Genomic DNA, 22095 nt, shown 5'->3' with positions numbered 1-22095 from the left:
AAACGGGAGGCTTGATGGCCTCCCGTTCTTGTGCGGCCTTAAAACTCACCCGGCTGCATTAATCCTTGCGCGGCAGAGTCAGCGCGCGGATCACGTCTTGCCTGAGCAGGTAAACCGAGACCACCAGCAGAACAAGGTCCTTCAAAAGGAAGGCCGCATTCATCGCCATCGCGGGGAAGCCGCCGGCGCCTGCATCCCAGCCATCGGGGACGAACGGAAGGATCGTCAAGGTGGAGATGAAGGTGGCGATGGAGCCGAGGGCACCCAACGCACCCAGCTTCTTATTCCAGAAGCCCAGCAGCAGTAACGAACCGAAAGTCCACTCGGCGCTGCCAAGGAGGATCGCGGTACCGTGAATGCCCAAGACCGGGATCGTCCAGAAGATGAGCGGTCCGTGCATGATCAGCGGTGCCAGTGCCGTGATCTCGGACTGGAACCATTTGTCGTACCCGAACCAGGCGAAGATGACGACCATCGCGGCGCGGAGCAGGTGGTAGTCAAGGTCTTTCTTTAACAGGCCGGATTTTGCAATGAGCTGGAGGAGGGCGTTCATGGGTTTTCCTTCGTGAGGTGGGTCGGTGGATGTCGACGAGTCCACTTTACGAGGGAATGTTGAGATGATTAATATTAAATTATCTCAATAATATGCTTCAAAGTATCATACGGAGACCACCGTGTCCCCGCCGCTCCATTGACTGAGCCGATTGCTGCAAATCGCTCCGGTAGCGGCGCTTTCTGTCTACCTGCCCAACTGAAAGTAATGCCCCATCCGGCATTGGCGCACATTCGTTTTAAAAGGCATCTGGATGTGCTTGACGTCGAAAACGGTGGAACACGAGCCCGATGCAGATAAGCAATGCGGAGCCGCCGACGACCTTTAAGAGGAATAATTCTGGATGGTTATCGCCATCGGGCGGAATCATGGATGTGATGATGGCCAGCAGCGTGACTGCAAATCCAATGAGCCCAATGATCCAGCAACCGATCTTGCGGATCGGCGAATGCCCGGCACCTTTGTCTTGCGTTGCGGCGCGATGGCGCAGCACGGGGAATGCCAGCATGATGTACAGCAGCGGCAGCAGCGACATGATCACCGTCATGTCGATCAGGATGATATAGGCCTCGTGGATGGTCGAGCCCGATAGCGCGGCCGCCAGCATCAATGACGTCAGTACACCCTGGATGGTCAGCGCCACGTGGGGCGTGTCGTAGCGCGGATGCAAGCGGCCCAGCGCAGCGGGCAGATAGCGGTCCAGGCCTACGACGAAGGGCAGGCGTGCGGTCCCCGTGACCCACGCGGCCACCGTGCCTATCGAACCCAGCGTCACCAGCAGGGCGGTCAGGGAGCCGAAGGCGTGCAGACCGATGCGGTCGCCAATGGCTTGCAGTGCTTGCGGAATGCCGCCGATGACGTCGATGGTCGAGGCGGGCAATGCGATCAGCAGCGAAGCCGTGCCTGCGATGTAGATCGCAGCAATCACCACGCATGAAATCAGTGTGGCGCGCGGGATCTGCCGATCCGGATCACGTATTTCTCCGCCGAGGATCGGTCCCAGCTCCAATCCTTGGAAGGCCAGTGCAATGGTTGCGAAGGTGGAGTACGTGGCGAGCCTTTTGAAATCGGGCATCACGTTGGAGGTGGTGATGTGTGTTGCCGGACCGAAGCGATACAGGGCGATCGCGCCGGCGATCAGTATGAGTGCACCGGTCGCCCAGGTGGCGATTCCGCCGATGTTCTGCAGCCACTTCGCGCGTTGCAAGCCGAGAATGCTGAGCGATGTCGCTGCCCACAGCACAAGCAGGCTATAGGTCAGGTTGTAGCGGCCGTCGCTGGCATGCGACAACCAATGGGAACCGCCGATATGCAAAAAGATGCCTGCGCTGAACAGCAGCATGGACGGAAAGTAGGTCAGGTTGGAGATCCAGTAGGTCCAGCCGGTGATAAAGCCGTGCAAGTCACCGAAAGCCGCTTTGGACCAAAGGTAAAGACCGCCTTCGCCGGGCACGCGCGAACTCAGGTCGAGCACCGCCAAGGCCAGGGGTAGAAAAAAACCGAGCAAGCCGAGCAGCCACAGCACCATGCTGGAGGGCCCGACCTGCGCCGCCACCGACAGCCAGCGCAGCGCAACGATGGCGGCGATGTTGAAGAGCACCAGGTCCCACGTTCCGAGCACTCGGCGCAAGGTTGCGGGGTGTTCTGCTGCGGGTATGGTCGCCATCGTTTACGCTCCCCTGGGTGAGACGATTGCGTGATCAGGACACGGCATCTTTCTGGCGAATGTCCCTCGCGCTGAATCCGTGGGACCTGTCGGCGCGTGCCTGCGCCGAACGATCGCCAATCCGGCGCAAGGGAAGGCCGGCCATCAGGTTGCGCTCGATCTGTTCGAGTGTCACGCCTTTGGTTTCCGGTACCAGCCAGAGCGTAAGCGCGATGAACAGCAGGTTGAGCACCGCATAGAGCCAGAACGTCGCCGCGTTGCCGACACTGTTGAGCAGAGTGAGGAAGGTGGCGCCCACGATCATGTTGGCGACCCAGTTTGTCACGGTCGAGCAACCGATGCCGAAATCGCGACCTTTCAACGGTTGCACTTCCGAGCACAACGTCCAGATCAGCGGGCCGGCCGACATCGCAAAGCCGACGATGAAGGTCAGCAGCATCGCCACCGTAAACATCTGCCCGGCGTGCGAGGCGATGCCGATATGCATCATGCTGCCCACCACGCCCAGCCCGATCGCCATCACGGTAAAGCCGATGTAGAGGATGGGCTTGCGGCCGAGCTTGTCGACCAGCCCAATCGCAATAAAGGTGGCGAGCACGTTGGTCAGGCCCACGATGGCGGTGAACCACAATTGCGCGTGCGTGTCGTAACCCATGTTCTGGAAGATGCGCGGCGCGTAGTACATCACCACGTTCATGCCGGTGAACTGCTGCATCAGTTGCAGCAACATGCCAAGCCCGACCGAACGGCGAAAGTTGGCGTTTTCCTGGAACAGGTGCCAGCCGCGCTGCGGGGTCTTGAGTTGTTCGGCAATGTCGGCCAATTCGCGCTTCGCCACGCTTTCATCGCCGCGCAGGCGGCGCAGCACGTCGGCGGCCTGCGCTGTGCGGCCGCGCATCATCAGCCAGCGCGGACTGTCCGGCAGCAGCGTGACGCCCAGTAGAAACAGCGCGCCGGGAATCGCGATGATGCCGAGCATCCATCGCCAGTTGCCGCTGTAGCTGAAGGCGGTGTCGGAGAGAAACGCCACCAGAATGCCGATGGTGATCATCAGCTGGTAAAGCGAGATCATCGCGCCACGGATGTTTTCCGGAGCGACTTCGGCCAGATAGAGCGGTGCATTGAACGTGGCGATGCCGATCGCCAGTCCCAGGATAAAGCGTGCCGTGATCAAGGCCTGCGGCGACCAGGCGCCGCCGCACAGCAGCGATCCGGCCACGAACAGTGCCGCGCCAAGAATCAAGGACCGTTTGCGCCCGAGCATGGCCGACATCCACGATGCACCCAGCGCGCCGATCGCCGCACCAAACATCATCGCGCTGACAATCCACTCGATGGCGTGATCGGAAACATGGAAGTCGCCCTGGATGAACTGGGTTGCACCGGAGATCACGCCGATATCCAGTCCGAACATCAAGCCCGCCAGCGCAGCCAGGATGCAGGTGAATACGGCCGTGGCGCGCGAGAGCTTGGTCGAAGGTGTCGCAACAGCATTCATGAGGAAGATCCTGCAAGCGGCGAAGGGCGATGGATGATGGGAACGATAAGGATCACGATGCGATCCATGTTCAGGGCGGCATGCCAAGAAAACGCGGCTCGGGCAGGCCACGCACAGGCATCGTCGCGTGGAACAAGGCGCCTGCGTGGCGATCGGCATGCAGTTGCCGCATTGACAGTCCGATGCGTGCACTGGTGACGTACAACGTGTCGAGCCCGGCACCGCCGAACACGGGCCGGGTGGGCTGCTGCGTGGGAACGGGCAGGCACTCTCGCAACGAACCGTCGGGTGCGTAGCGCGCGACACGTGACATGCCCCACTGCGCATTCCATAGCGAACCATCGGCATCGACACAGGAACCATCCGGCTCGCCCGTGACATCGCCAAGGTCCGCAAACACGCGTGGTGGGCCCAGCGTGTCGCCATACGAGCACTGCTGGATGCGACGCGACAGCGAATCGCAGAAATACATCGTGTCGCCCTTGGGGCTGAAGGCGATGCTGTTGCTGATCGCGACGTTTGGCAGCGCGAGTCGTTCCAGCTGCAGGTCGGTGTGCAAACGCCAGAAGCTGCCCAGAGGTTGTTTATCGCCTTCGGGCGGTTCGTGCAGGGTGCCAAACACGAAGCGCCCCTGCCTGTCGCAAGCGCCGTCGTTGCAGCGCGTAGGCATGTCCGCTTCGATCGCGTGGAGCGTATGCAGATGACCATCCGACATGCGGAAAAAAGCCAGGCGCGAAGCGAGCGCCAGCAGCAACCAATCGTCGGACTCGCACAGCGCGAACGAGGTCAGTCGCTCGGGCATCGGCCAATGCATCCGTTGTCCGCTTGCAGGATGCAGGCGGAACAGTGTGGCGCGTTGGATATCGGTCCAGTAAAGCGCCTGGATGCGCTCGCACCAGACGATGCCTTCGCCCAGCGTGTCCTGCGCATCGAGCAGAACTTCCATCGGCGCCAGTGCGGCGGGTGCCGTCATACCCAGCCGCCGTCCACGATGAAATCCTGCCCGGTGCACATGCGGCTGTCGTCGGCGGCGAGGAACAAGGCTGCGCGTGCCAAATCCTCGGCCAGCAGGAAGCCGGGCAGGCATTGGAAGCGCGCGATCTCTTCGCGTCCGGCATCGTCCAGCCACAGGCGCGCCTGCTTCTCGGTGATCGCCCAACCCGGCACGAGGCTGTTGATGCGAATGTGTTCCTTGCCAAGTTCGCGCGCCATGCCATTGACGAAACCGTGCACGGCGGCCTTGGCCATCGCATAGAGCGGATAGCCTGCGTTCTTTTTCATCCAGCCGGTGGAGCCCAGGCAGATGATCGAGCCGCCTCCAAGCAGGCGCATGTCAGGAATCACCGCTTGCGTGGCGAAGACCTGGTGACGCAGATTTACCGCCACATTGCGCTCGAATGCCGCGGCATCCACATCGGCGAGCGCATGGCGTACGTCGTTGGCGGCGTTGTTGATCAGCACCGCAATCGGTCCAATCGTTTTGCGCACTTCGTCGATGGCGTTTTGAAGTGCTTGCAGATCGGTGATATCGCAATGCAGATAGTGCGGTGCATATCGCATTTGGGACAACGCTGCGCACAGCGTTACGGCGCTGGCATCGTCCACATCGAGAAACGCCACGCGCGCGCCCTGGCGGGCGAAGTGGTCGACGAACGCCGCACCGATGCCGCTGGCTCCGCCTGTGATCAGAACGTTGCGATCGATCAGGCTTGGATAGGTTGCGTACGCAGACATCAGCGGGCTCCGCAATCAGGCGATGAAAGATCGGTCATGCCTACCATTCCGCGACACTGCCGTCGTCGTGGCGCCATAGCGGATTGCGCCAGCGATGGCCGACCTGGGCGCGTTCGGCCACGTAGGCTTCGTTGATCTCGATACCCAGGCCTGCACCGCCTGGAATGGCCACATAACCGTTTTCGTAGGCGAACACTTTTCGATCGGTGACATAGTCGAGCAGATCGTTGCTGGCGTTGTAGTGGATGCCCAATCCCTGTTCCTGGATGAAGGCGTTATGGCACACCGCATCGAGCTGCAGGTTCGCGGCCAGTGCGATCGGGCCAAGCGGGCAGTGCAGGGCCAACGCCACGTCATAGGCCTCCGCCATCGCGGCGATCTTGCGGGTTTCGGTGATGCCGCCGGCGTGCGATGGGTCTGGCTGTATGATGTCGACGCCACCGGTCTCAAGAACGCGCTTGAAGTCGTAGCGGGTATACAACCGTTCGCCCAGAGCGATCGGCGCGGCGCCGATCGCGGCCAGTTCGGGAATCGCTTCCAGATGCTCGGAGAGGATGGGTTCTTCGATGAACATCAACTTGTAAGGCATCAGTTCGCGCATCAGCACTTTGGCCATCGGCTTGTGCACGCGGCCATGGAAATCGACGCCCAGACCGATATGCGGCCCGACTGCATCGCGCACAGCCTGCACGTTTTCCAGCACACGATCGACCTTGGCGTGACTGTCGACGAAATGCATCTCTTCGGTGCCATTCATCTTGACGGCGGTGAAGCCACGTTCGACGGCCGCCCTGGCAGCTTGCGCGGTATCGGCAGGACGATCGCCGCCGATCCATGAATACACGCGAATGCGTTCGCGCACGGGGCCGCCGAGCAGTTCATGCACCGGCACGCCATGATGCTTGCCCTTGATATCCCACAGCGCCTGGTCGATGCCGGCGATGGCACTCATCAAGATGGGGCCGCCGCGATAGAAGCCGCCGCGATACATTACGTTCCAGAGGTCTTCGATATGGCGCGGATCCTTGCCGATCAGATAATCGGCAAGCTCATCCACGGCCGCCGCCACGGTTTGCGCGCGACCTTCCACCACCGGCTCGCCCCAGCCGCTGATGCCGGCATCCGTGTCGATGCGCAGGAACAACCAGCGCGGTGGCACCAGGAAGCTGGTGAGTTGGGTGATCTTCATGCACGGTTTTCCTTGGCGTTTTCGGAGATGTCGGCCCATGCCCGTGCAAAGGCTTGAGCGCGACGAGCAACTTCTACAGCATCGAGCCCGGGCGCATACAGCGCCGAGCCGATGCCAAATCCCTGCGCACCGGCGCTGATCCAGCGCGCCATGCTTTCGAGCGTGATGCCGCCGACCGGTAGCACGGGCAGGCCGTTCGGCAGTACGGCGCGCCAGGCCTTGAGGCCTTCGGGCTGCACCTGTTCGGCGGGAAACAGCTTCAATCCATCGGCGCCGGCGGCCAGTGCGGCAAAGGCTTCGGTCGGCGTTGCCACACCCGGCACGCACACGAGGCCTGCGTCCTTGGCAGCGTGAATCACGCTGACATCGGCATGAGGCATGACGATCAGCCGACCACCGGCAGCAGCGACATCACTCACTTGCGCAGGTGTCATCACGGTGCCGGCACCAACCAGGCATGTATCGCCGAGAGACTGCGCCAGGCGGCGAATGCTTTCCAGCGGTTGCGGCGAATTGAGCGGCACTTCCAGTACGCGGAAACCGGATGACGCGAGCGCCGCGCCGACGGCTACTGCCTCGTCGGGTTGGATGCCGCGCAGGATCGCCACCAACGGCAGTGGCTCAAGCCATGGTTTCAGCATGAAGGTACGCCCTTGAACACGTCGGAAGAACCTGCATCGACCAGCTGTGCGTAGCAGGCAATTTGCCACAGGCCGTAGGCTGCTGCGTCAATCACCGACTCGGACACCTCAAGCGCGAAATGCGATGCCGCGGAGCGATAACGCGCGCACAGCGCCGCGTCGCCGATCAGCTGAAGGGGGTTGTCGTGATCAAAGCGACCGGTGGCCAACGCCGAGCGCAGTTCCTCGCCGATCAGAAGGCCCGAGAGATAGTCCGGCACGGAGGAGGCCGGCAGCGCACCGTCCAGCAGCAGTGCGCGTGCGGAGAACAACCGGCTGAGTGCGCCGGCCGCACCACTCTCGCGTGCGGCGATAACGCCACGGGCGAAGGCATCCGGATCGGCAACCGCGCCGGCGTTGTTCGCTGCGAGGATCGAGTGCTGTTGCAGCAACGCAAAGAGTTCACCGGTCATCAGCGTGCAGAAGTCGGTCACGGCGCCATCGCGCACGCTCACCCATTTGCTGTGCGTGCCGGGGAGCATCCAGGTCGATTGTGCTGCCAGCGAAGGCTGCCGTGACAGCGCACCCATCAGTTGGGTTTCTTCGCCGCGCATGACATCCGGGCCGCGTGGATTGCGCAAGCCACACACGATGTGTACGTCCAGACCATCGTCCGCGCGCACGCTGCCAAGGTTGCGGCCAAACTGGGCGGTCGTGGCCGGTAGTTCCAGATACGGCACTTCCCGCCAGCCCTGGCGGCTGCCGACCATGCCGCAGGCCAGTCGGGGAAGTCTGGGCCATCCTGCGGTGATATCGGCCAACGCGACATTGAAACCGCCTTCCGGCAGCTGGCGAATGCCCCAGGGATGCGCCCGCGATTCGCGGATGTTGCCCGCTTCCAGCCAGTAGGCGCGCAGGCTGGTCGTGCCCCAGTCGAGTGCGATCACGCCATTCATGCGCGCGGATGCTCCCTATGTGAACGTGCGTGAGCGCGGGGTATCACGGCGAAGCTTCCTTCCAGACGAGCGCCTGCGCTGGAACCAATGGCGTATGACCATGCACGATCGTTGCCGTGATGGGAAGAGAGGGTGAAAACGGCTGCGGGTTGTAGTTGACCATCACATAGAAGCCGCCGCGCCAATCTAGAAATACGCCGGTGGGAAGATCGTCGATCGCCACGCCCGCGCGCTGGTAGACGCTGCGCACGATCTCACGTTCGAGTTCACCGTCATCGGTGGAGACGCCGATCATCGTGACGGTGCCTTTTCCGAGTTTGCGAGTGGTCGCGGCAGCCTTGCCCGCATAGTAATGATCGGCATAGGTGGCGAGCACCGTGGTGCTGGGACGCGGGGTGAGAATGTCGGCCCAGCGGTGCCATGCATGCGTCTTGCCGTTGGCATTCACTGCGCCGTTGGCGCTAGGCGGCAGCATGTCGAAGCCTTCGACGTCGTCACCGATGAGGTCGAGGATCGGTGCGGCCCACGGACCTTCATGGAACTGGCCCAGTGCATTCTTTTGGCCCGTGCGGCTGGTCAGGATCAGATGGCCGCCCTGTTCGACATAACGTCGCCATTTATCCGCCAACGCCTGACTCACCAACTGGTAGGCGGGTGCGATCAGGAACGGGTAACGGTTGAAGTCATCGTCTTCGGCGATGAAGTCCATCGGCGCGCCGGTGCTTTTCACTGCAAGTGTGTAGGTATTGCGATAAGCCCAGCTGTTCCACAAGGTGGTTTGCGGCTGGATGTCGAGATCCCAGAAAACGTCCTGGCTCCACAGATAGGCGGTGTAGCGCGCAGCGAGTTTCGACGGCAGGGTCGCCTTGTTGTCGAGCTTCGGTTCGAGCGTTTTGATCTCGTGCAAGGTATCGACAAACTCGCGCCCCGTGCGCGACAGTGTCACGCCGTCGGTACTGACGATACCTTCGTGATACATCTCACTGCCGCGCAACGGATGGCGATAGCGATATGTGCTGATGAAAGACGCGCCGGAAGCGAACGCGTGCCACATCCACATGCTGACGGCACCCGGCATCGGCTGCGGATTGATCTCGCCCCAGTTCACCTGGCCAGGCTGCAGTTCCATCACGCCGAACGTGCCGTTGATGGAGCGGAAGTACGATGCCGCTTCCATCAGGTTGGCAGGCTTGCCAATGGCATAGCTGTCACCGCCCAGGATATTCGTGCCGGCGACCGGGTAAAGCGTGAAGCTGGGGAAGTCCAGTCCATGGCTACGCCGCGGATCGGTGGCGGTGCTGACATTGGTGTAGTTGGTGGTCACCCATTGCCCGGAACGCGCGTACTTCTTGAGGATCGCCGCCTGTGCATCGAGAAAGCGCGCCGTGGTGTCGGCCTGAAAGCGCGCGAAATCGAGCAGTGCATGCGGACTGAGCTTGTCTTCGGCGGCAAGCGTGGCGTTGGGAAGATGTACTTGCTTGAAGCTGCCGTAGCGTGTGCTCCAGAACGAGCCCGCCCACGCCGTGTTCATCGCGTCGATCGTGCCGTATTTCTTTTGCAGCCAGGACTGGAAAGCGGCGCGAGCGCTGTCGCTGTAATCGGGAAATGTGCTGGGTTCGTTATCCACCTGCCAGCCCCATACGCGCGGATCGTGGCCGTAGTGCCGAGCCATCGCGGTCACCAGGCGCGTCACGAATGCCTCGTATTTCGGGTTGGCCAGCGAGACTTCCGCGCGGATGCCGTGTTCGTGACGCTGGCCGTGTTCGTCCACCCGGTAGACCTCCGGGTAGCGTTCGTCCATCCAACTGGGAGGGGCCGCCGTGGGCGTCCCCAGAATGACGCGCAAGCCGGCCTTGCTGGCCAGGTCGATCGCCTGATCGAGCCAGGCGAAATCGAAGTGGCCTTCTTCCGGCTCCAGATACGTCCAGTCGAATTCGGCCATGTGCGTGAAGTCGAAGCCGAGCTTGTGCATGCCTTCGAAATCGCGTCGCCATTGGCTTTGTGGCCACTGCGTGGGGTAGTAGAACACCCCGAAGCTCATGGATTCGGGTTGATGCAGCAAGGCAGCACCACGCAACGGAGCCGGGTGCGGTCCACCCATGTCGGCCGGATAGGCGGCGGCAGTGGTCGCGACGGCAGCGGTCATCAGTGCCGCCAGCAAGGGCCGAAACATGGGGTAGCCTCCAGCTGAATCAAATGTCAACTTATACTACAATTAGCTTCCCCTGCAATATTTTTTGTGCCGACCTTATGGATGTTCTGACCCCAGTAGAGGCCTCGCAGCTCGCCGATTGGTATTGGCGTATCCGTGGCGACATCAGCATGCTGCCGTCCTACGCCGACCAGAATTTTCGTATCCGTAGCGATGCCGGCGATTACGTGTTGAAAGTGGCCAATCCGTCGTGGTCGCGCATGGACCTGGACCTGGAAAACCAGGCGATGATGACCCTGGCCGAGCGCGAACCCGCCCTGCGCTGGCCGCAAGTGCTGTGCGCCTTGAACGGCCAGCATCTGCTGACCTTTCCTATCGGGGGACAGATCCGTCAGGTGCGTATCCTGAGCTTCGTGCCAGGCCGCACGTATGCCGATGTGATCGGCTCCCTGGCACCTGCACAGCGTGCCGTCTTGCACGAGAGTCTGGGCGGTGCGGTCGGTCGCCTTACTCGCGGGCTGCAGGATTTTCAGCATCCCGCGGCTGATCGCCTGCACGACTGGAACCTGATGCGTCTGCCGGCCCTGCACGATGAGATGGCGCACATCGATGACGCTGCGCTGCAAGCCATGGTGCAAGCGCACGTCGATGTATTTTGCGAACGCTTGCCGTCATGGCATGAAAATTTGCCGGTCACCGTGCTGCACAACGATGCCAACGATCTGAACGTGATCGTGGCCCTCGACGACGGCGACCCGTGCGTCAACGCGGTGATTGATTTCGGCGATATGTGCACCAGTTTCCGTCTGGCCGACCTCGCCATTGCCTGCGTGTATGCCATGCAGCACGAGGCCGATCCGGTGGCGTGCGCGCGCACCATCGTCCGCGGCTATGTGGCGCAATGTCCGTTGCGGCGCACGGAACTCGAAGCGCTGCAGACCTTCATCCTCGCGCGGCTGTGCCACAGTGTGCTGATGGCGACGCGGGCACATCGGGAAGCGCCGGATAATCCCTTCATCATGGTGTCGCAGCAAGGCGTTCGCCGCTTGCTGCGACATCTCGCGGGCGTCGATCGCGATGCCATCGTCCGTCCTTTTCTGGAATCAAGCCATGATTGATACCCGTGCCCTTCGCCCCGTGCTGGACAGCGTGCCGCAACGGAGCAATGCCGAGATCCTCCAGCTGCGCAAGCAATGGTTGAATCCGACGCTGAGCGTCTCCTACAAGGAACCATTGAAGATCGTGCGCGGCGAAGGTGTGTGGCTCTATGACCAGGATGGTCAGGCTTACATGGACATGGTCAATAACGTCTGCCACGTCGGCCACTGCCATCCTCGTGTCGTCGAAGCCGGGCAGGCGCAGATGGCGAGGCTCAACACCAACACGCGTTATCTGCACGACAACATCGTCGAATACGCCTTGCGCCTGACCGCCACATTGCCCAAGCCCTTGTCGGTGGTCTTCCTCACCAACTCCGGTACGGAGGCCAATGATCTGGCTCTGCGCCTGGCGCGTGCGCACACCAAAGCGCGCGGCGTGATCGTGGTGGATCATGCCTACCACGGTCATTCGCCGTCGATGATCGAACTGAGTCCCTACAAGTTCAACAGCAAGGGTGGGGAAGGCCAGGCGGCACACGTGGGCGTGGTGGCGATGCCCGATACGTATCGCGGCATGTTTCGCCGCAGCCTGGAAGCCGGCCGACAGTATGGCCGGCTGTTGCGGTCGGCGATGGCTGATCTGCGCGCACGCGATGTCGCAACCGCCGCCTTCTATTGCGAATCGCTGCTGGGATGTGGCGGTCAGCACGTGTTGCCGGAGGGCTATCTACCGGAGGCTTACGCAGCGGTTCACGCTGCCGGCGGTGTATGCCTGGCCGATGAAGTGCAAGTGGGTTTTGGTCGTGCCGGCCAGTATTTCTGGGCGTTCGAAGGGCAGGGTGTAGTGCCGGACATCGTCACAATGGGCAAGCCCATCGGCAATGGCCATCCCATCGGTGCGGTGGTGACAACACCGGAGATCGCCGCCAGTTTCGTCACGGGCATGGAGTACTTCAATACCTTCGGCGGCAATCCGGTGTCCTGTGCCATCGCGTTGGCGGTGCTCGATGTGATCGAGGAGGAGCAGTTGCAGGAAAATGCGCGCCGCGTGGGCGCGTTCTTGCTAGACGGCTTGCGCGATCTGCAACGACGTCATGCCCGTATCGGCGATGTGCGCGGGCAGGGGCTTTTTATCGGTGCGGAGTTCGTGCAAGACCTTGATACCAGAACCCCGGACCGGACCAGGGCCAAGGCCGTAGTCGAAGCGATGAAAGCGCACCACGTGCTGTTGTCCACCGAGGGACCCGATGACAACGTGCTGAAGATCAAGCCGCCTATCGTCTTCAGCCAGGCTAATGCGGAGCATTTCCTGGATACGCTCGATCAGGTGTTGACCGCCACGTAAATGTCAGTGCATGGCGCAATTTACTTGCGCCGTGTTTCGCCGGTTTTCCTCGCACTGCTTTTGCGCCGCTTATGCAGATTCTCCAGCGAATCGGCAATCATGGCCTGCATGGCCTTGCGCGCTACCTCCGGCTGCTGGCGGCGGATCGCCTCCAGCACCTTGTGATGATGGGGCAGGGAATATCTGAAGTCGCCGGCCGTCTGTGCCGAGAGCACGAAGAACATGCCCAGCGCGCTTTCGACCACCGAGAACAGCGAGATCATCAACTCGTTGCCGGTCGCTTGAAGCACCGCATCGTGAAAGCTGAGGTCGGCGACGGCCCATTCGTCGGAATTGCGCGACGCGTCCATCTGCTGATAAGCGTTGTCGATCTTGATCAACTGCGCGGCGGTGCGTCGGCGCGCCGCCGCCGCGGCTGCGGCCGGCTCGATGATTTCGCGCATCTCCACCAGTTTCGAGACGAAGTCATCCGTCGGCATGGAGGCGCATCGCCAGGACAACACGTCCGCATCGAGCTGGTTCCAGAATTCCAACTTGCGCACGCGCGTGCCGATTTTAGGGCGCGCTTCGATCAGGCCCTTGGCGGAGAGCACCTTCAATGCTTCGCGCAACGCCGTGCGGCTGACTTCCATGCTCTCGGCGAGCGTCTCTTCGCGCGGTAGCACATCACCGGGGCGCAGTTCGCCGGTGACGATGCGCCGGCCCAGTTCGCGCACCACGTGGCCATGCAGATTGCGGGCATCCGTAGCTTTCATCTTCAACGTTTCTCCACTGCAAAGGTGTTCATGGACTGGCCTCGCAACGCTTGCGTGTCGTGCCCTGGGCCCGCAATCTCGTTTGACGCCGCATGTTGCGGTGCAGCGTCCAACGGAACTTATCATACAAGCGTATTGTGTGAGGTTTGCGCATGCGCCGGAACGCACGGCGATGCTATCCGCATCCTGCCGCAGCCGGCCATCCCTTAGCGCTTAGGCGCCAGAAAAATCAGCGCGCTAGAGGCGGTTTTTACCGTCATTCAGAGGCCTTGCAGCGCTGCTGCTCCCACTCCTCCCGACCTCCCATCAAGCAGGCTGATCGACGTTTGTCTTTTCCTACTTCAGAAGTATTTTAATATTGTAGTACAAATTAAAATTTTCAGTTAGGATGACGCCCCACCGGCGGCATAGCCGGTGACCTGGACGCGGAAACAAGGAGCAAGGCGGCGGCTGCAGAAGGAAACGCCAGTGCGTTGCCGTCACTGCGGGGAGTCCGGGGAAAACCCGTCATACGTCTTTGGGGAGGAGGTTTCATGAGCAGTTGCAAGCAGATCGGTCGGCGCGCACTCACGGTGGCGATCGGCGCCATGTTGATGGCCGGCGCCGCACAGGCCCAGAACACGACATCACAGCCTGCGGCCGCGTCGTCCGCCGACCAGGGCCAGAACAAAGCCAAGACCGCCCGGGGACAGGGCGGCGAATCGAAACAAGAGGCCACCACGCTCAACCAGGTGGTGGTCACCGGCAATACCAACTTCGGCGGCATTCGCAAGATAGACGCCAGCTACTCGACCACCAGCGCCACCAGCGAGCAGATCAAGGAACTCAATCCGATCAGCACGGCCGATCTCTTGAAGATGTCGCCGGGTATCTATCCGGAATCTTCCGGTGGTCAGACCGGTGCAAATATCGAAGTCGCGGGCTTTCCTTCGGACAGCGGCGCGCCGTTCGTGACGCTGCAGCTCAATGGTTCGCCTTTGTTCCCGCAGTGGGAGTACTTCACCGACGCGATGTTCCGCCTCGACGACAGCATCGATCGCGTGGAGACCGTGCAGGGTGGACCATCGGTGCTCTTCGGGAACGGGCAGCCCGGCCTCATCGCGAACTTCATCCTCAAAGAGGGGACTTCCACGCCCGGCGGCGACGTGGGCGTGACGTACGGATCGGAAGGCATGGTGCGCCTGGATGGGTTCTACGGCTTTCCGCTCTTTGGCAAGGACAGTGGCTGGTACGGGAGCATCGGCGGTTTCTGGCGCAAATCCGATGGCGTGCGCGACCCGCAATTCGCCGCCGACAAGGGCGGCCAGCTCACCGCGACGCTGAGCCACGACCTGGAATACGGTTCGATCATGTTCTATGCGCGAGAACTGCAGGACAAGAACCAGTTCGTCACCGACACGCCGATCTACAACCCGGCGCCGGGCAAGTTTTCACCGTATCCGGGCTTCAACCCGCTGACGGGCACCTTCGGCAGCAACGCGGATCGTTACCAGTTCCTGCAAACCACGCCGTGTTTTACGCCGGGCTGCTCACCGGCGGGCGTGAACATCGACATGGCCAATGGTCAGGGCGGCGACGTGCACATGGTGGGCGGCAACCTTGACCTGGACTTCCAGAACGGCTGGTCGCTGTCAGACAAGTTCATCCTGGTGGGCGGAAACATGGATACCACCGCATTTTTCAGCACGGGTGAAAACCCGATGACGTTGGGGAGCTTCATCTCCAGTTCGGAAGCAGCCTTTGGGCTTCCGTCCAACCTCGCGGCGACGGCTACATACACCAACGGCAAGCCCGCCAATATGAATGAGAACGTCACCGTTCAGAACCCTGAGTACATTCATAAGCACATTCAGTCCGTGAGCAACGAGTTCCACATCAGCAAGGACCTGTTCGATGGCAATACGCTGACCTTGGGGAACTACACGGCGGTGTATTCGGAAAGCCATTCGGAGAACGATGGCCTGAACATGTTGATGCAGTCCAAGACTAATCCGAATCCGATCGTCGTCAACCTGAGCGATGGCACCAACACCTATCAGCTCACCGACGGCCAAGGGCTGTTCTGGAACAACCAGCCGCAATCCTGGATGGCGTTCAACGAACGTTGGCATGCCACCACCACGGCAGCCTTTGCCGCGGACACCTGGAATATCGGCAACTGGCGTTTCGATGGTGGCGCACGCGTGCAGTACGTTGATATCAACGGCTGGTTCCAGAACACGACGTCCGGCGATCTGGATGCCAATCCGTATACGGTGTACAACAACGATGCGGAGTACCTGATCAACAGTTTCCAGCATCCGTCGTATTCCAAGAGCGCGACCTCCTGGACCGTCGGCGCCAACTACGCGATCAACAACAATATGAGCGTGTACGCGCGTGTGAACGATGGCGTGTTCCTGCCCACGTTCGACAACATTCAGCCGTTGCCGAGCACCCCGGTGGAGAAGATCCACAACATGGAACTGGGCTTCAAATACCAGTCGCCGTGGATCTATGCCGATATCAGTGCGTATCGCCGGCTTTTCCACGGCGTGCCCTATTCGATTACGCTCGATACCGGACAGATCAATCTGGTGTACGGCTCCACGACAAAGGGCCTCAACACTCAGGTGATCCTGACGCCATTCAAGCATTTCACAGTGTCCTTGAGCGGCGATTACATGGACGGCCATTACTCCGGTTACGACAGCTGCGTCCCCTACGTGGCGCAGAACGGCAACAACGAGTGCAGCAGCATCAACGGCATGGACCTGGATCGCCAGCCGAAAGTCCAGTACCGCGTGACGCCGGCGTACGAGATTCCCACCAGTTGGGGCAGCATGAAATTCTGGCTGACCTACGAGCATGTGGGGAACCGCTTCAGCGACCAGCTTGAACAGCAGCCGCTAGGCAGCTATTACGATCTGGCCATCGGCGCCATCGCCAACATCGGCCAGAACTGGATGTTGACCTTGCGCGGCACGAACATGACCAACCAGATCGGCGTCACCGAAGGCAATGCGCGCCTGTTTGGTTTTGCCAGCGGCGGCGGCGTGATTCTGGCGCGCTCCATCGAAGGGCGCGAGGTCAACTTCCAGGCCAAGTACAAGTTCTGATGCGATCAACCGGCGGTGCAACATGCCCATCCGCGGCTCCCTCCCTCGGATGGCTCCCTTCCCTCGCGGGGGAAGGGAGCCGACGGTGTCGTCGCGCTGGCAACATGCATCGGCATCGCCGACCATAACCACATGCATTCACGCCTCACACGCCTGATCATTGCGGTAGGACTCCTGGCTTTCGGCACAGGCTCGATAGCGCAAACCGGTGTGCCGGATGCGCGTTTCCTCGACGTGCTCGACATGCACGGGATGCCCGCCTCACCCACGGATCGAAGCTTTAACATCTTTTTTGATGCCGGCGCATGGCACGGCTACAGCCTGCCTCCTGCGGGTGACGACGACACGGGCTTCGCCGGGCCCTTCGTGCATAGCCTCGGCGATGGTCGCTGGGTAGGGCAGCGATTCGCACGCGTGCTGCTGCGGGAAGCGGGAACCCATCAGGACATCATGATGATGCCCACTGAAAGCCACGCCGCTCCGGGTTATCTGGTTCGCCGTTTTTCGTCCCCCAGTGTCAGCGTGGACCAGATTCTTTTCTTCGCCAATTCATCGCAAGCGGTGGCGCGCATTGAGCTCAAGGCGACGCGTGCGCTTGATATCAACGTAACCATAGCAGGGCAGGTGATGCCCGATGAGGCGAACGGCCTTGCCGCCCGTGGCGAGGCCGTGGCGCAGACCTTTGCGCATTCGCCGTCGATCCTGAGTACGGCCCTGCATGGAGACGGCGTCATCGCTCGGCGCGTCACGGTGGCGGGAGCGGCGTACCGGATCGATTTGAATCGACCGTTGCACTTGGAACCCCATCAAACCGCAGTGCTTTACGTCGATCAGGTGCTGGTGTACGACCCGCATACCGGTACGTCTCAGGCGCTGGATGATGCGACGGCATGGATGCGCAATCGCGAGCGGTGGGCGGGTTACCTTGCGTCGATCGCCAAGAGCCATCTGGCGGGATTGCCAGATGACGTGGCGCAGCGCGTGGCGGTCAAGGCGATCATCACGTTGCTCGGCAATTGGCGCGCGGCGCGTGGTGATCTACATCACGATGGTGTCATTCCGTCCTACTCCAATCCGGATTTCAACGGTTTCTGGGCCTGGGATTCATGGAAGCATGCTGCAGCGCTCGCGCTATTCGCGCCGGACTTGGCGCGCGATCAGATGCGAGCGATGTTCGACTACCAGACTGCGGATGGCATGGTCCCTGACTGCATCTACCTGGACAAGGCGAACGACAACTGGCGCGATACCAAGCCACCTTTGGCGACCTGGGCCACATTGGCCATCTATCGGGCTACTGGCGACAAAGCCTTTCTTGCCGAGATGTACGACAGGCTGGTGCGTTATCACCGCTGGTGGTTCGGCGCGCGCGACCACGACCACAACGGTCTGGCCGAATATGGCTCCACCGACGGCACCGCCATCGCGGCGAAGTGGGAAAGCGGCATGGACAATGCTGTTCGCTTCGACACCGTGATCATGCTGAAGAATGGCGAAGGTGCGTGGTCGATGAATCAGGAATCGGTCGATCTCAATGCCTATCTCTACAAGGAGAAAATCGATCTCGCCACGATCGCCAAGGCGATCGGCAAGAGCACCGACGCTCGTCAGTGGCTGAAAGAAGCGGCAGCCATGCGCGAAGCTATCCAGACGCGTATGTATGACCGTCAGTACGGTTACTTTTTCGATGCCCGGCTGGGTCGCGACGATCGTGTGCGCGTCTACGGTTCGGAGGGCTGGGCACCGCTGTGGGCAAGCATCGCCAGTCCGGAAGAGGCCGCTCGCGTCGTCAGTGTGATGCTCGATCCGCACAAGTTTGCAACCTACATGCCTTTTCCTACTTTGGCACAGGACGATCCGCACTTCTCGCCCATCACGGGATACTGGCGTGGACCGGTGTGGCTGGATCAGGCTTATTTCGGAGTGGAGGCACTTCGCCGTTACGGCTATGCGAAGCAGGCGGATGACATGGCGCGACGACTCGTGCTGAACGCTATAGGGTTAACCGCGCAAGCTCCCATGTACGAAAATTACGATCCACTCACTGGCCAAGGTTACCAGTCGGCTAACTTCAGCTGGGCTGCAGCGAGTTACTTGTTGCTGTTGCGGTAGTTGACACTGCCCAGAAGATCAGACGCCCGAAGATTAATGCACCTCATTGGCGATAGCACTCATTCGAACGCTTCGCTCGTCAGCGATCGCGCAAGATCCGCACTCAAGACGAAAAATGGAATCAATGCGCCTGTCGACTATTGCGCTGGCCACGGAAGCCATCGCTGATATGCCATGCGACCGACGATATTCTACGGAGTTATGACCTTCGATCCGTCGAGCTTGGCCGCCAATTTTCCCAGTTCCTTCATGGCGCGGTCCAGCCGCTCATTCCACACCAGGCCACAACTTAGCCTCACGTAATCGGCATATTCGCCTCGGCTGGAAAACAGCACGCCAGGCGACGTGCGGATACCCTTCGACAGCGCCGCCTTGGACAACACACGGCTATCGCCGCGCGCGGGCAGTTGCACCCACAGCGACAAGCCCCCTTGTGGCTCGCTTGCGCGCGTATCGGAGGGCCAGTAACGCGCGATGGCTTCGAACATGCGCTGCCCGTTATCCGCCAATGTTCGGCGAAGGCGGCGAAGATGTCGCTCCAGATCGTGGCGTTGCAGATAGTCCGACATGGCCAGCTGGGTAAGGCTGGTACCTCCCACCGTGGAGAAGAATTTGGCGCGCACCAAGGCGTCGGTCCATTGGTTGCACGCCAGCCAACCGAGGCGCATACCGGGCGCCAGCATTTTGGAAAACGAGCCACAGCTGATCACCATGCCGCGAGTGTCCCACCGGCGAAGCAGAGATGGGCGCTGCCCGGACCAAGCCAGCTCACCATAGATGTCATCCTCGATGATGACGACACCGTGCCGGGCACAGCTGTCTACCAAGGCTCGCTTGTCGGCGTCGCTCGTCAGGCTACCCAGTGGATTGTTGAAATTGGGTACCAAAACTGCCGCGCGCACGGAGTTCTGCTGCAGCAGATGGTCGAGGCGAGCCACGTCGATACCTTGGCCCGGCAGATTCGGAACTTCCAGCACTTTCAGATGCAATGCGGCGACTGCTTGAAGGATCCCGTGGTAGGTCGGCGTTTCCACCAGCACTACGTCGCCCGGTGAGGTGATGGTACGCAAGGCCAGGTTGATCGCCTCCATCGCGCCGGCAGTGATCACGATTTCTTCCGGTGATACCGGCGCGCCTACTTGGGCATAACGTTGGGCGATGAGGCGTCGCAGTGCCAAGTGGCCTTGTGCCGGCGCGTATTCGAGCACCACGGCTGGCGCGCGACGAAGGCAACGCGACACCGATGCCATTAACGCTCCTTGCGGCAGCAACTCGAGGGCAGGCGTCGCGCTATGCAGCGGAAGCAAGTCGCCGCGCGCACGTATTTCCGTGGCATCGAGCAGTGCGGGGTTGTTGACTTCGCCCGGTACACGGCGTCTTGCAGGCGGGGAGGCCGGCAACTGCGGTGTCGATGCGCGCACGAAATAACCCGAGCGCGGCCGTGCTACTACCAAGCCTTCGCGCTCCAGTTGCAGGTATGTCTGAACCGCGGTGGCCACACTGACGCCGTGTCCCTCCGCCAAGCGCCGGATCGATGGGAGGCGCTCGCCGGCGCGTAGCGTGCCGTGAGCGATTTGCGCGCGCAGTGCCGCGGCAACGCGTTCATAGAGAAGCATGGAGGGTACTCCATCTGTACTTGTCTATTTTTATTCTATCTGAATCTGTATCTGTCGCATCGTGGGTCTTACGCTGCCTCCCATCGTTCTGGAAAGCACAGCCCACCATGCCCCCTTCATCCCGGCCCAACGACACGCGCGGCGCCGTCTTGCAACTGGTGTTTGCCGAGTGTTTGATCAGCTCGGTAGGCGTATTCGTGCATGAAAGCCACCAAGACGCGTTTACGGCAGTGTTCTATCGCTGTCTGTTCGGCGGTCTGTTTCTGCTCGGCTGGGGGCTGGCCAAGGGCTATTTGCGAGGACTGTGGCACGAGCGCGCGCTACTCCGCGGGGCGGTATTGAGCGGGGTATTGCTGGTGCTCAATTGGGTGGCGCTCTTTGCAGGCATGGCGCGATCGTCCATCGGGGTTGCCACGCTGGTTTATCAATGCTTCCCGTTCGTGATGCTGATTCTGGCAACGCTCGTGCAAGGTGAACGCACACAGCCGGCCGACCTGGCATGGACGGTACTTGGTTTCGTGGGAGTGATCTGCACCAGCGATCCTGTCCGCCTGCTTCGGCACACGGAACAGAACTATCTCATCGGTGTCGGATTGGCGTTTCTCGCAGCGCTGTTCTGCGGCGTGTCGTTGTTGATGTCGCGTCAGGTCGGCAAGGGGCGTCCGTTCGCCCTGGTCATGATCCAGTGCTGGGTCGGCGTTGCCATGCTCGCGGGCTTCAGCAGCAGTAGCGTGTTCCACATGGGGCTTCACTGGGCGTGGTTGCTGGGCCTTGGCGTGATCCATAGCGGGATCGTGTATGTGCTGTTCTATTCCACTTATCCGCGGCTGCCTGTGGTGACCATTGCCGTCGTGTCGTTTATCTATCCTCTGATGGCACTGCTGTTGGATTACCTGCTGTACGGACATCGCCTGGCCCTGGTTCAGATGGCAGGTGTCGCGCTGATCGTGCTCGGCACGCTGGGCGTGAATCTGAAGTGGCGGCCTGGCTTCGCATGGCGAACTACGTGATCGAACCGAAATCAGGCTGTTTACACGCTTATTTATCAACACCACATAAGGACGACCGGATGATTCACCACACACTTCGCCTCGCCGCGATCCTGACGTTGCTGTCCGCGGCGAGCGCCATGGCGAGCACACTCCCGGAAGGCATTCCTCAGCTTGACCGAAATCGAGAAATCACCATGGCACTTAGCGCGGCACCGCCGGAGCTGCGAGTGGACGCTGGTGTTTACGTACTCGAGCCTTCCGGGTTCGTTTTGGTTCGAGCGAGTCGCAACGGTTTCAACTGTCTCGTCGAACGCGACATTCACGTGACCGCTCCCGTCTGTTACGACGCCGAGGGTTCACGCACCACCCTCCAGGCGAGCCTCGAACGAGCACGGATCATGGTGAGTGGCGTCGATGGCCCTAGCGTTGACCGCATGATCGACGCGGAGTACAGCGCAGGGCGTTTGCGGCCGCCCGCAAAGCCCGGCATTGCCTACATGCTCTCTCATGACTTCGTGCAACTCGATCCAAAAACGGGGGAGGCAAAGACCTTATATCCGCCACACGTCATGGTCTATGCGCCGTACTTGCGAAACGAAGACATCGGCGTCTCAAAACAATTCGTTCGCAGCACCACACACGTATGGGTGGAGGCCGCAGGCAAACCCGATGCGTGCCTCGTCTTTGCAAGCGCCCACTAAACCCTCTT

At 61.0% G+C, this 22095-nt stretch carries 17 protein-coding genes; 6 read left to right on the top strand and 11 right to left on the bottom strand.

Annotated features, from left to right (window positions below; genetic code table 11):
- Positions 1–58: 58 nt before the first annotated feature.
- The 9 genes from DWU99_RS02505 to DWU99_RS02465 form a co-directional block, all read right to left on the bottom strand.
- Entirely contained in the window at positions 59–553 is a 495-nt protein-coding gene (locus tag DWU99_RS02505) for a DUF417 family protein (protein ID WP_115476410.1), read from the bottom strand.
- A 238-nt stretch (positions 554–791) separates the two neighbouring features.
- Positions 792–2219, bottom strand: coding sequence for an APC family permease (locus DWU99_RS02500; protein ID WP_115476409.1), 1428 nt, complete (start codon positions 2217–2219; stop codon positions 792–794).
- Positions 2220–2253: 34 nt separating this feature from the next.
- Positions 2254–3717 (bottom strand): sugar porter family MFS transporter, encoded by a 1464-nt coding sequence (locus DWU99_RS02495; RefSeq protein ID WP_115476408.1) that lies wholly within the window; start codon positions 3715–3717, stop codon positions 2254–2256.
- A gap of 70 nt (positions 3718–3787) precedes the next feature.
- Positions 3788–4690 (bottom strand): SMP-30/gluconolactonase/LRE family protein, encoded by a 903-nt coding sequence (locus DWU99_RS02490; RefSeq protein ID WP_115476407.1) that lies wholly within the window; start codon positions 4688–4690, stop codon positions 3788–3790.
- On the bottom strand, positions 4687–5451 hold the full coding sequence (locus DWU99_RS02485; RefSeq protein ID WP_115476406.1) for an SDR family NAD(P)-dependent oxidoreductase: 765 nt from the start codon (positions 5449–5451) through the stop codon (positions 4687–4689). Before DWU99_RS02485 ends, DWU99_RS02490 begins: the two co-directional genes overlap by 4 nt.
- Positions 5452–5491: 40 nt before the next feature.
- The gene (gene dgoD, locus DWU99_RS02480; RefSeq protein ID WP_115476405.1) at positions 5492–6640 is read right to left on the bottom strand and encodes a galactonate dehydratase; all 1149 of its coding nucleotides are present in this window, start codon (positions 6638–6640) and stop codon (positions 5492–5494) included.
- Positions 6637–7281: a 2-dehydro-3-deoxy-6-phosphogalactonate aldolase gene (locus tag DWU99_RS02475; protein WP_115476404.1), complete on the bottom strand. Its 645-nt coding sequence runs from the start codon at positions 7279–7281 to the stop codon at positions 6637–6639. Before DWU99_RS02475 ends, dgoD begins: the two co-directional genes overlap by 4 nt.
- On the bottom strand, positions 7275–8216 hold the full coding sequence (locus DWU99_RS02470; protein ID WP_115476403.1) for a 2-dehydro-3-deoxygalactonokinase: 942 nt from the start codon (positions 8214–8216) through the stop codon (positions 7275–7277). Before DWU99_RS02470 ends, DWU99_RS02475 begins: the two co-directional genes overlap by 7 nt.
- Before the next feature lie 43 nt (positions 8217–8259).
- Entirely contained in the window at positions 8260–10389 is a 2130-nt protein-coding gene (locus DWU99_RS02465) for a beta-galactosidase (RefSeq protein ID WP_115476402.1), read from the bottom strand.
- Between the two features lie 77 nt (positions 10390–10466).
- On the opposite strand from DWU99_RS02465, the gene DWU99_RS02460 reads away from it, so the two are divergent.
- Both DWU99_RS02460 and DWU99_RS02455 read left to right on the top strand, forming a co-directional pair.
- Positions 10467–11486 carry a phosphotransferase gene (locus DWU99_RS02460; RefSeq protein ID WP_158543216.1) on the top strand — a complete coding sequence of 340 codons (1020 nt, stop codon included), beginning with the start codon at positions 10467–10469 and terminating at the stop codon, positions 11484–11486.
- On the top strand, positions 11479–12813 hold the full coding sequence (locus DWU99_RS02455) for an aminotransferase class III-fold pyridoxal phosphate-dependent enzyme (protein WP_115476400.1): 1335 nt from the start codon (positions 11479–11481) through the stop codon (positions 12811–12813). Before DWU99_RS02460 ends, DWU99_RS02455 begins: the two co-directional genes overlap by 8 nt.
- Before the next feature lie 20 nt (positions 12814–12833).
- On the opposite strand, the gene DWU99_RS02450 is transcribed toward DWU99_RS02455, so the two are convergent.
- On the bottom strand, positions 12834–13568 hold the full coding sequence (locus tag DWU99_RS02450; protein ID WP_115476399.1) for a FadR/GntR family transcriptional regulator: 735 nt from the start codon (positions 13566–13568) through the stop codon (positions 12834–12836).
- 533 nt (positions 13569–14101) lie between these two features.
- On the opposite strand from DWU99_RS02450, the gene DWU99_RS02445 reads away from it, so the two are divergent.
- On the top strand, positions 14102–16666 hold the full coding sequence (locus tag DWU99_RS02445; RefSeq protein ID WP_115476398.1) for a TonB-dependent receptor: 2565 nt from the start codon (positions 14102–14104) through the stop codon (positions 16664–16666).
- A gap of 132 nt (positions 16667–16798) precedes the next feature.
- The gene (locus DWU99_RS02440; protein WP_115476397.1) at positions 16799–18778 is read left to right on the top strand and encodes an MGH1-like glycoside hydrolase domain-containing protein; all 1980 of its coding nucleotides are present in this window, start codon (positions 16799–16801) and stop codon (positions 18776–18778) included.
- A gap of 191 nt (positions 18779–18969) precedes the next feature.
- Here DWU99_RS02440 and DWU99_RS02435 read toward each other — a convergent pair whose 3' ends face one another.
- Positions 18970–20394 (bottom strand): aminotransferase-like domain-containing protein, encoded by a 1425-nt coding sequence (locus DWU99_RS02435; RefSeq protein WP_115476396.1) that lies wholly within the window; start codon positions 20392–20394, stop codon positions 18970–18972.
- Between the two features lie 107 nt (positions 20395–20501).
- On the opposite strand from DWU99_RS02435, the gene DWU99_RS02430 reads away from it, so the two are divergent.
- Positions 20502–21404: a DMT family transporter gene (locus tag DWU99_RS02430; RefSeq protein ID WP_115476395.1), complete on the top strand. Its 903-nt coding sequence runs from the start codon at positions 20502–20504 to the stop codon at positions 21402–21404.
- The gene (locus DWU99_RS02425) at positions 21389–22087 is read left to right on the top strand and encodes a hypothetical protein (RefSeq protein WP_147292878.1); all 699 of its coding nucleotides are present in this window, start codon (positions 21389–21391) and stop codon (positions 22085–22087) included. Before DWU99_RS02430 ends, DWU99_RS02425 begins: the two co-directional genes overlap by 16 nt.
- Positions 22088–22095 lie beyond the last annotated feature (8 nt).

Origin of the sequence: Dyella psychrodurans, assembly GCF_003363265.1 — a bacterium.
Lineage (GTDB): Bacteria > Pseudomonadota > Gammaproteobacteria > Xanthomonadales > Rhodanobacteraceae > Dyella_B > Dyella_B psychrodurans.
The sequence above is the reverse complement of the archived record's forward strand: the minus strand, read 5'-3'. Positions and strand labels throughout refer to the sequence as shown.

Coding starts and splice junctions, on each gene's coding strand:
- DWU99_RS02425 (WP_147292878.1), top strand. CDS start 21,389: ATGGCGAACTACGTGATCGAACCGAAATCAGGCTGTTTACACGCTTAT.
- DWU99_RS02460 (WP_158543216.1), top strand. CDS start 10,467: ATGGATGTTCTGACCCCAGTAGAGGCCTCGCAGCTCGCCGATTGGTAT.
- DWU99_RS02490 (WP_115476407.1), bottom strand. CDS start 4,690: ATGACGGCACCCGCCGCACTGGCGCCGATGGAAGTTCTGCTCGATGCG.
- DWU99_RS02450 (WP_115476399.1), bottom strand. CDS start 13,568: ATGAAAGCTACGGATGCCCGCAATCTGCATGGCCACGTGGTGCGCGAA.
- DWU99_RS02440 (WP_115476397.1), top strand. CDS start 16,799: ATGCATTCACGCCTCACACGCCTGATCATTGCGGTAGGACTCCTGGCT.
- DWU99_RS02475 (WP_115476404.1), bottom strand. CDS start 7,281: ATGCTGAAACCATGGCTTGAGCCACTGCCGTTGGTGGCGATCCTGCGC.
- DWU99_RS02500 (WP_115476409.1), bottom strand. CDS start 2,219: ATGGCGACCATACCCGCAGCAGAACACCCCGCAACCTTGCGCCGAGTG.
- DWU99_RS02470 (WP_115476403.1), bottom strand. CDS start 8,216: ATGAATGGCGTGATCGCACTCGACTGGGGCACGACCAGCCTGCGCGCC.
- dgoD (WP_115476405.1), bottom strand. CDS start 6,640: ATGAAGATCACCCAACTCACCAGCTTCCTGGTGCCACCGCGCTGGTTG.
- DWU99_RS02435 (WP_115476396.1), bottom strand. CDS start 20,394: ATGCTTCTCTATGAACGCGTTGCCGCGGCACTGCGCGCGCAAATCGCT.
- DWU99_RS02495 (WP_115476408.1), bottom strand. CDS start 3,717: ATGAATGCTGTTGCGACACCTTCGACCAAGCTCTCGCGCGCCACGGCC.
- DWU99_RS02455 (WP_115476400.1), top strand. CDS start 11,479: ATGATTGATACCCGTGCCCTTCGCCCCGTGCTGGACAGCGTGCCGCAA.
- DWU99_RS02485 (WP_115476406.1), bottom strand. CDS start 5,451: ATGTCTGCGTACGCAACCTATCCAAGCCTGATCGATCGCAACGTTCTG.
- DWU99_RS02465 (WP_115476402.1), bottom strand. CDS start 10,389: ATGTTTCGGCCCTTGCTGGCGGCACTGATGACCGCTGCCGTCGCGACC.
- DWU99_RS02430 (WP_115476395.1), top strand. CDS start 20,502: ATGCCCCCTTCATCCCGGCCCAACGACACGCGCGGCGCCGTCTTGCAA.
- DWU99_RS02445 (WP_115476398.1), top strand. CDS start 14,102: ATGAGCAGTTGCAAGCAGATCGGTCGGCGCGCACTCACGGTGGCGATC.
- DWU99_RS02505 (WP_115476410.1), bottom strand. CDS start 553: ATGAACGCCCTCCTCCAGCTCATTGCAAAATCCGGCCTGTTAAAGAAA.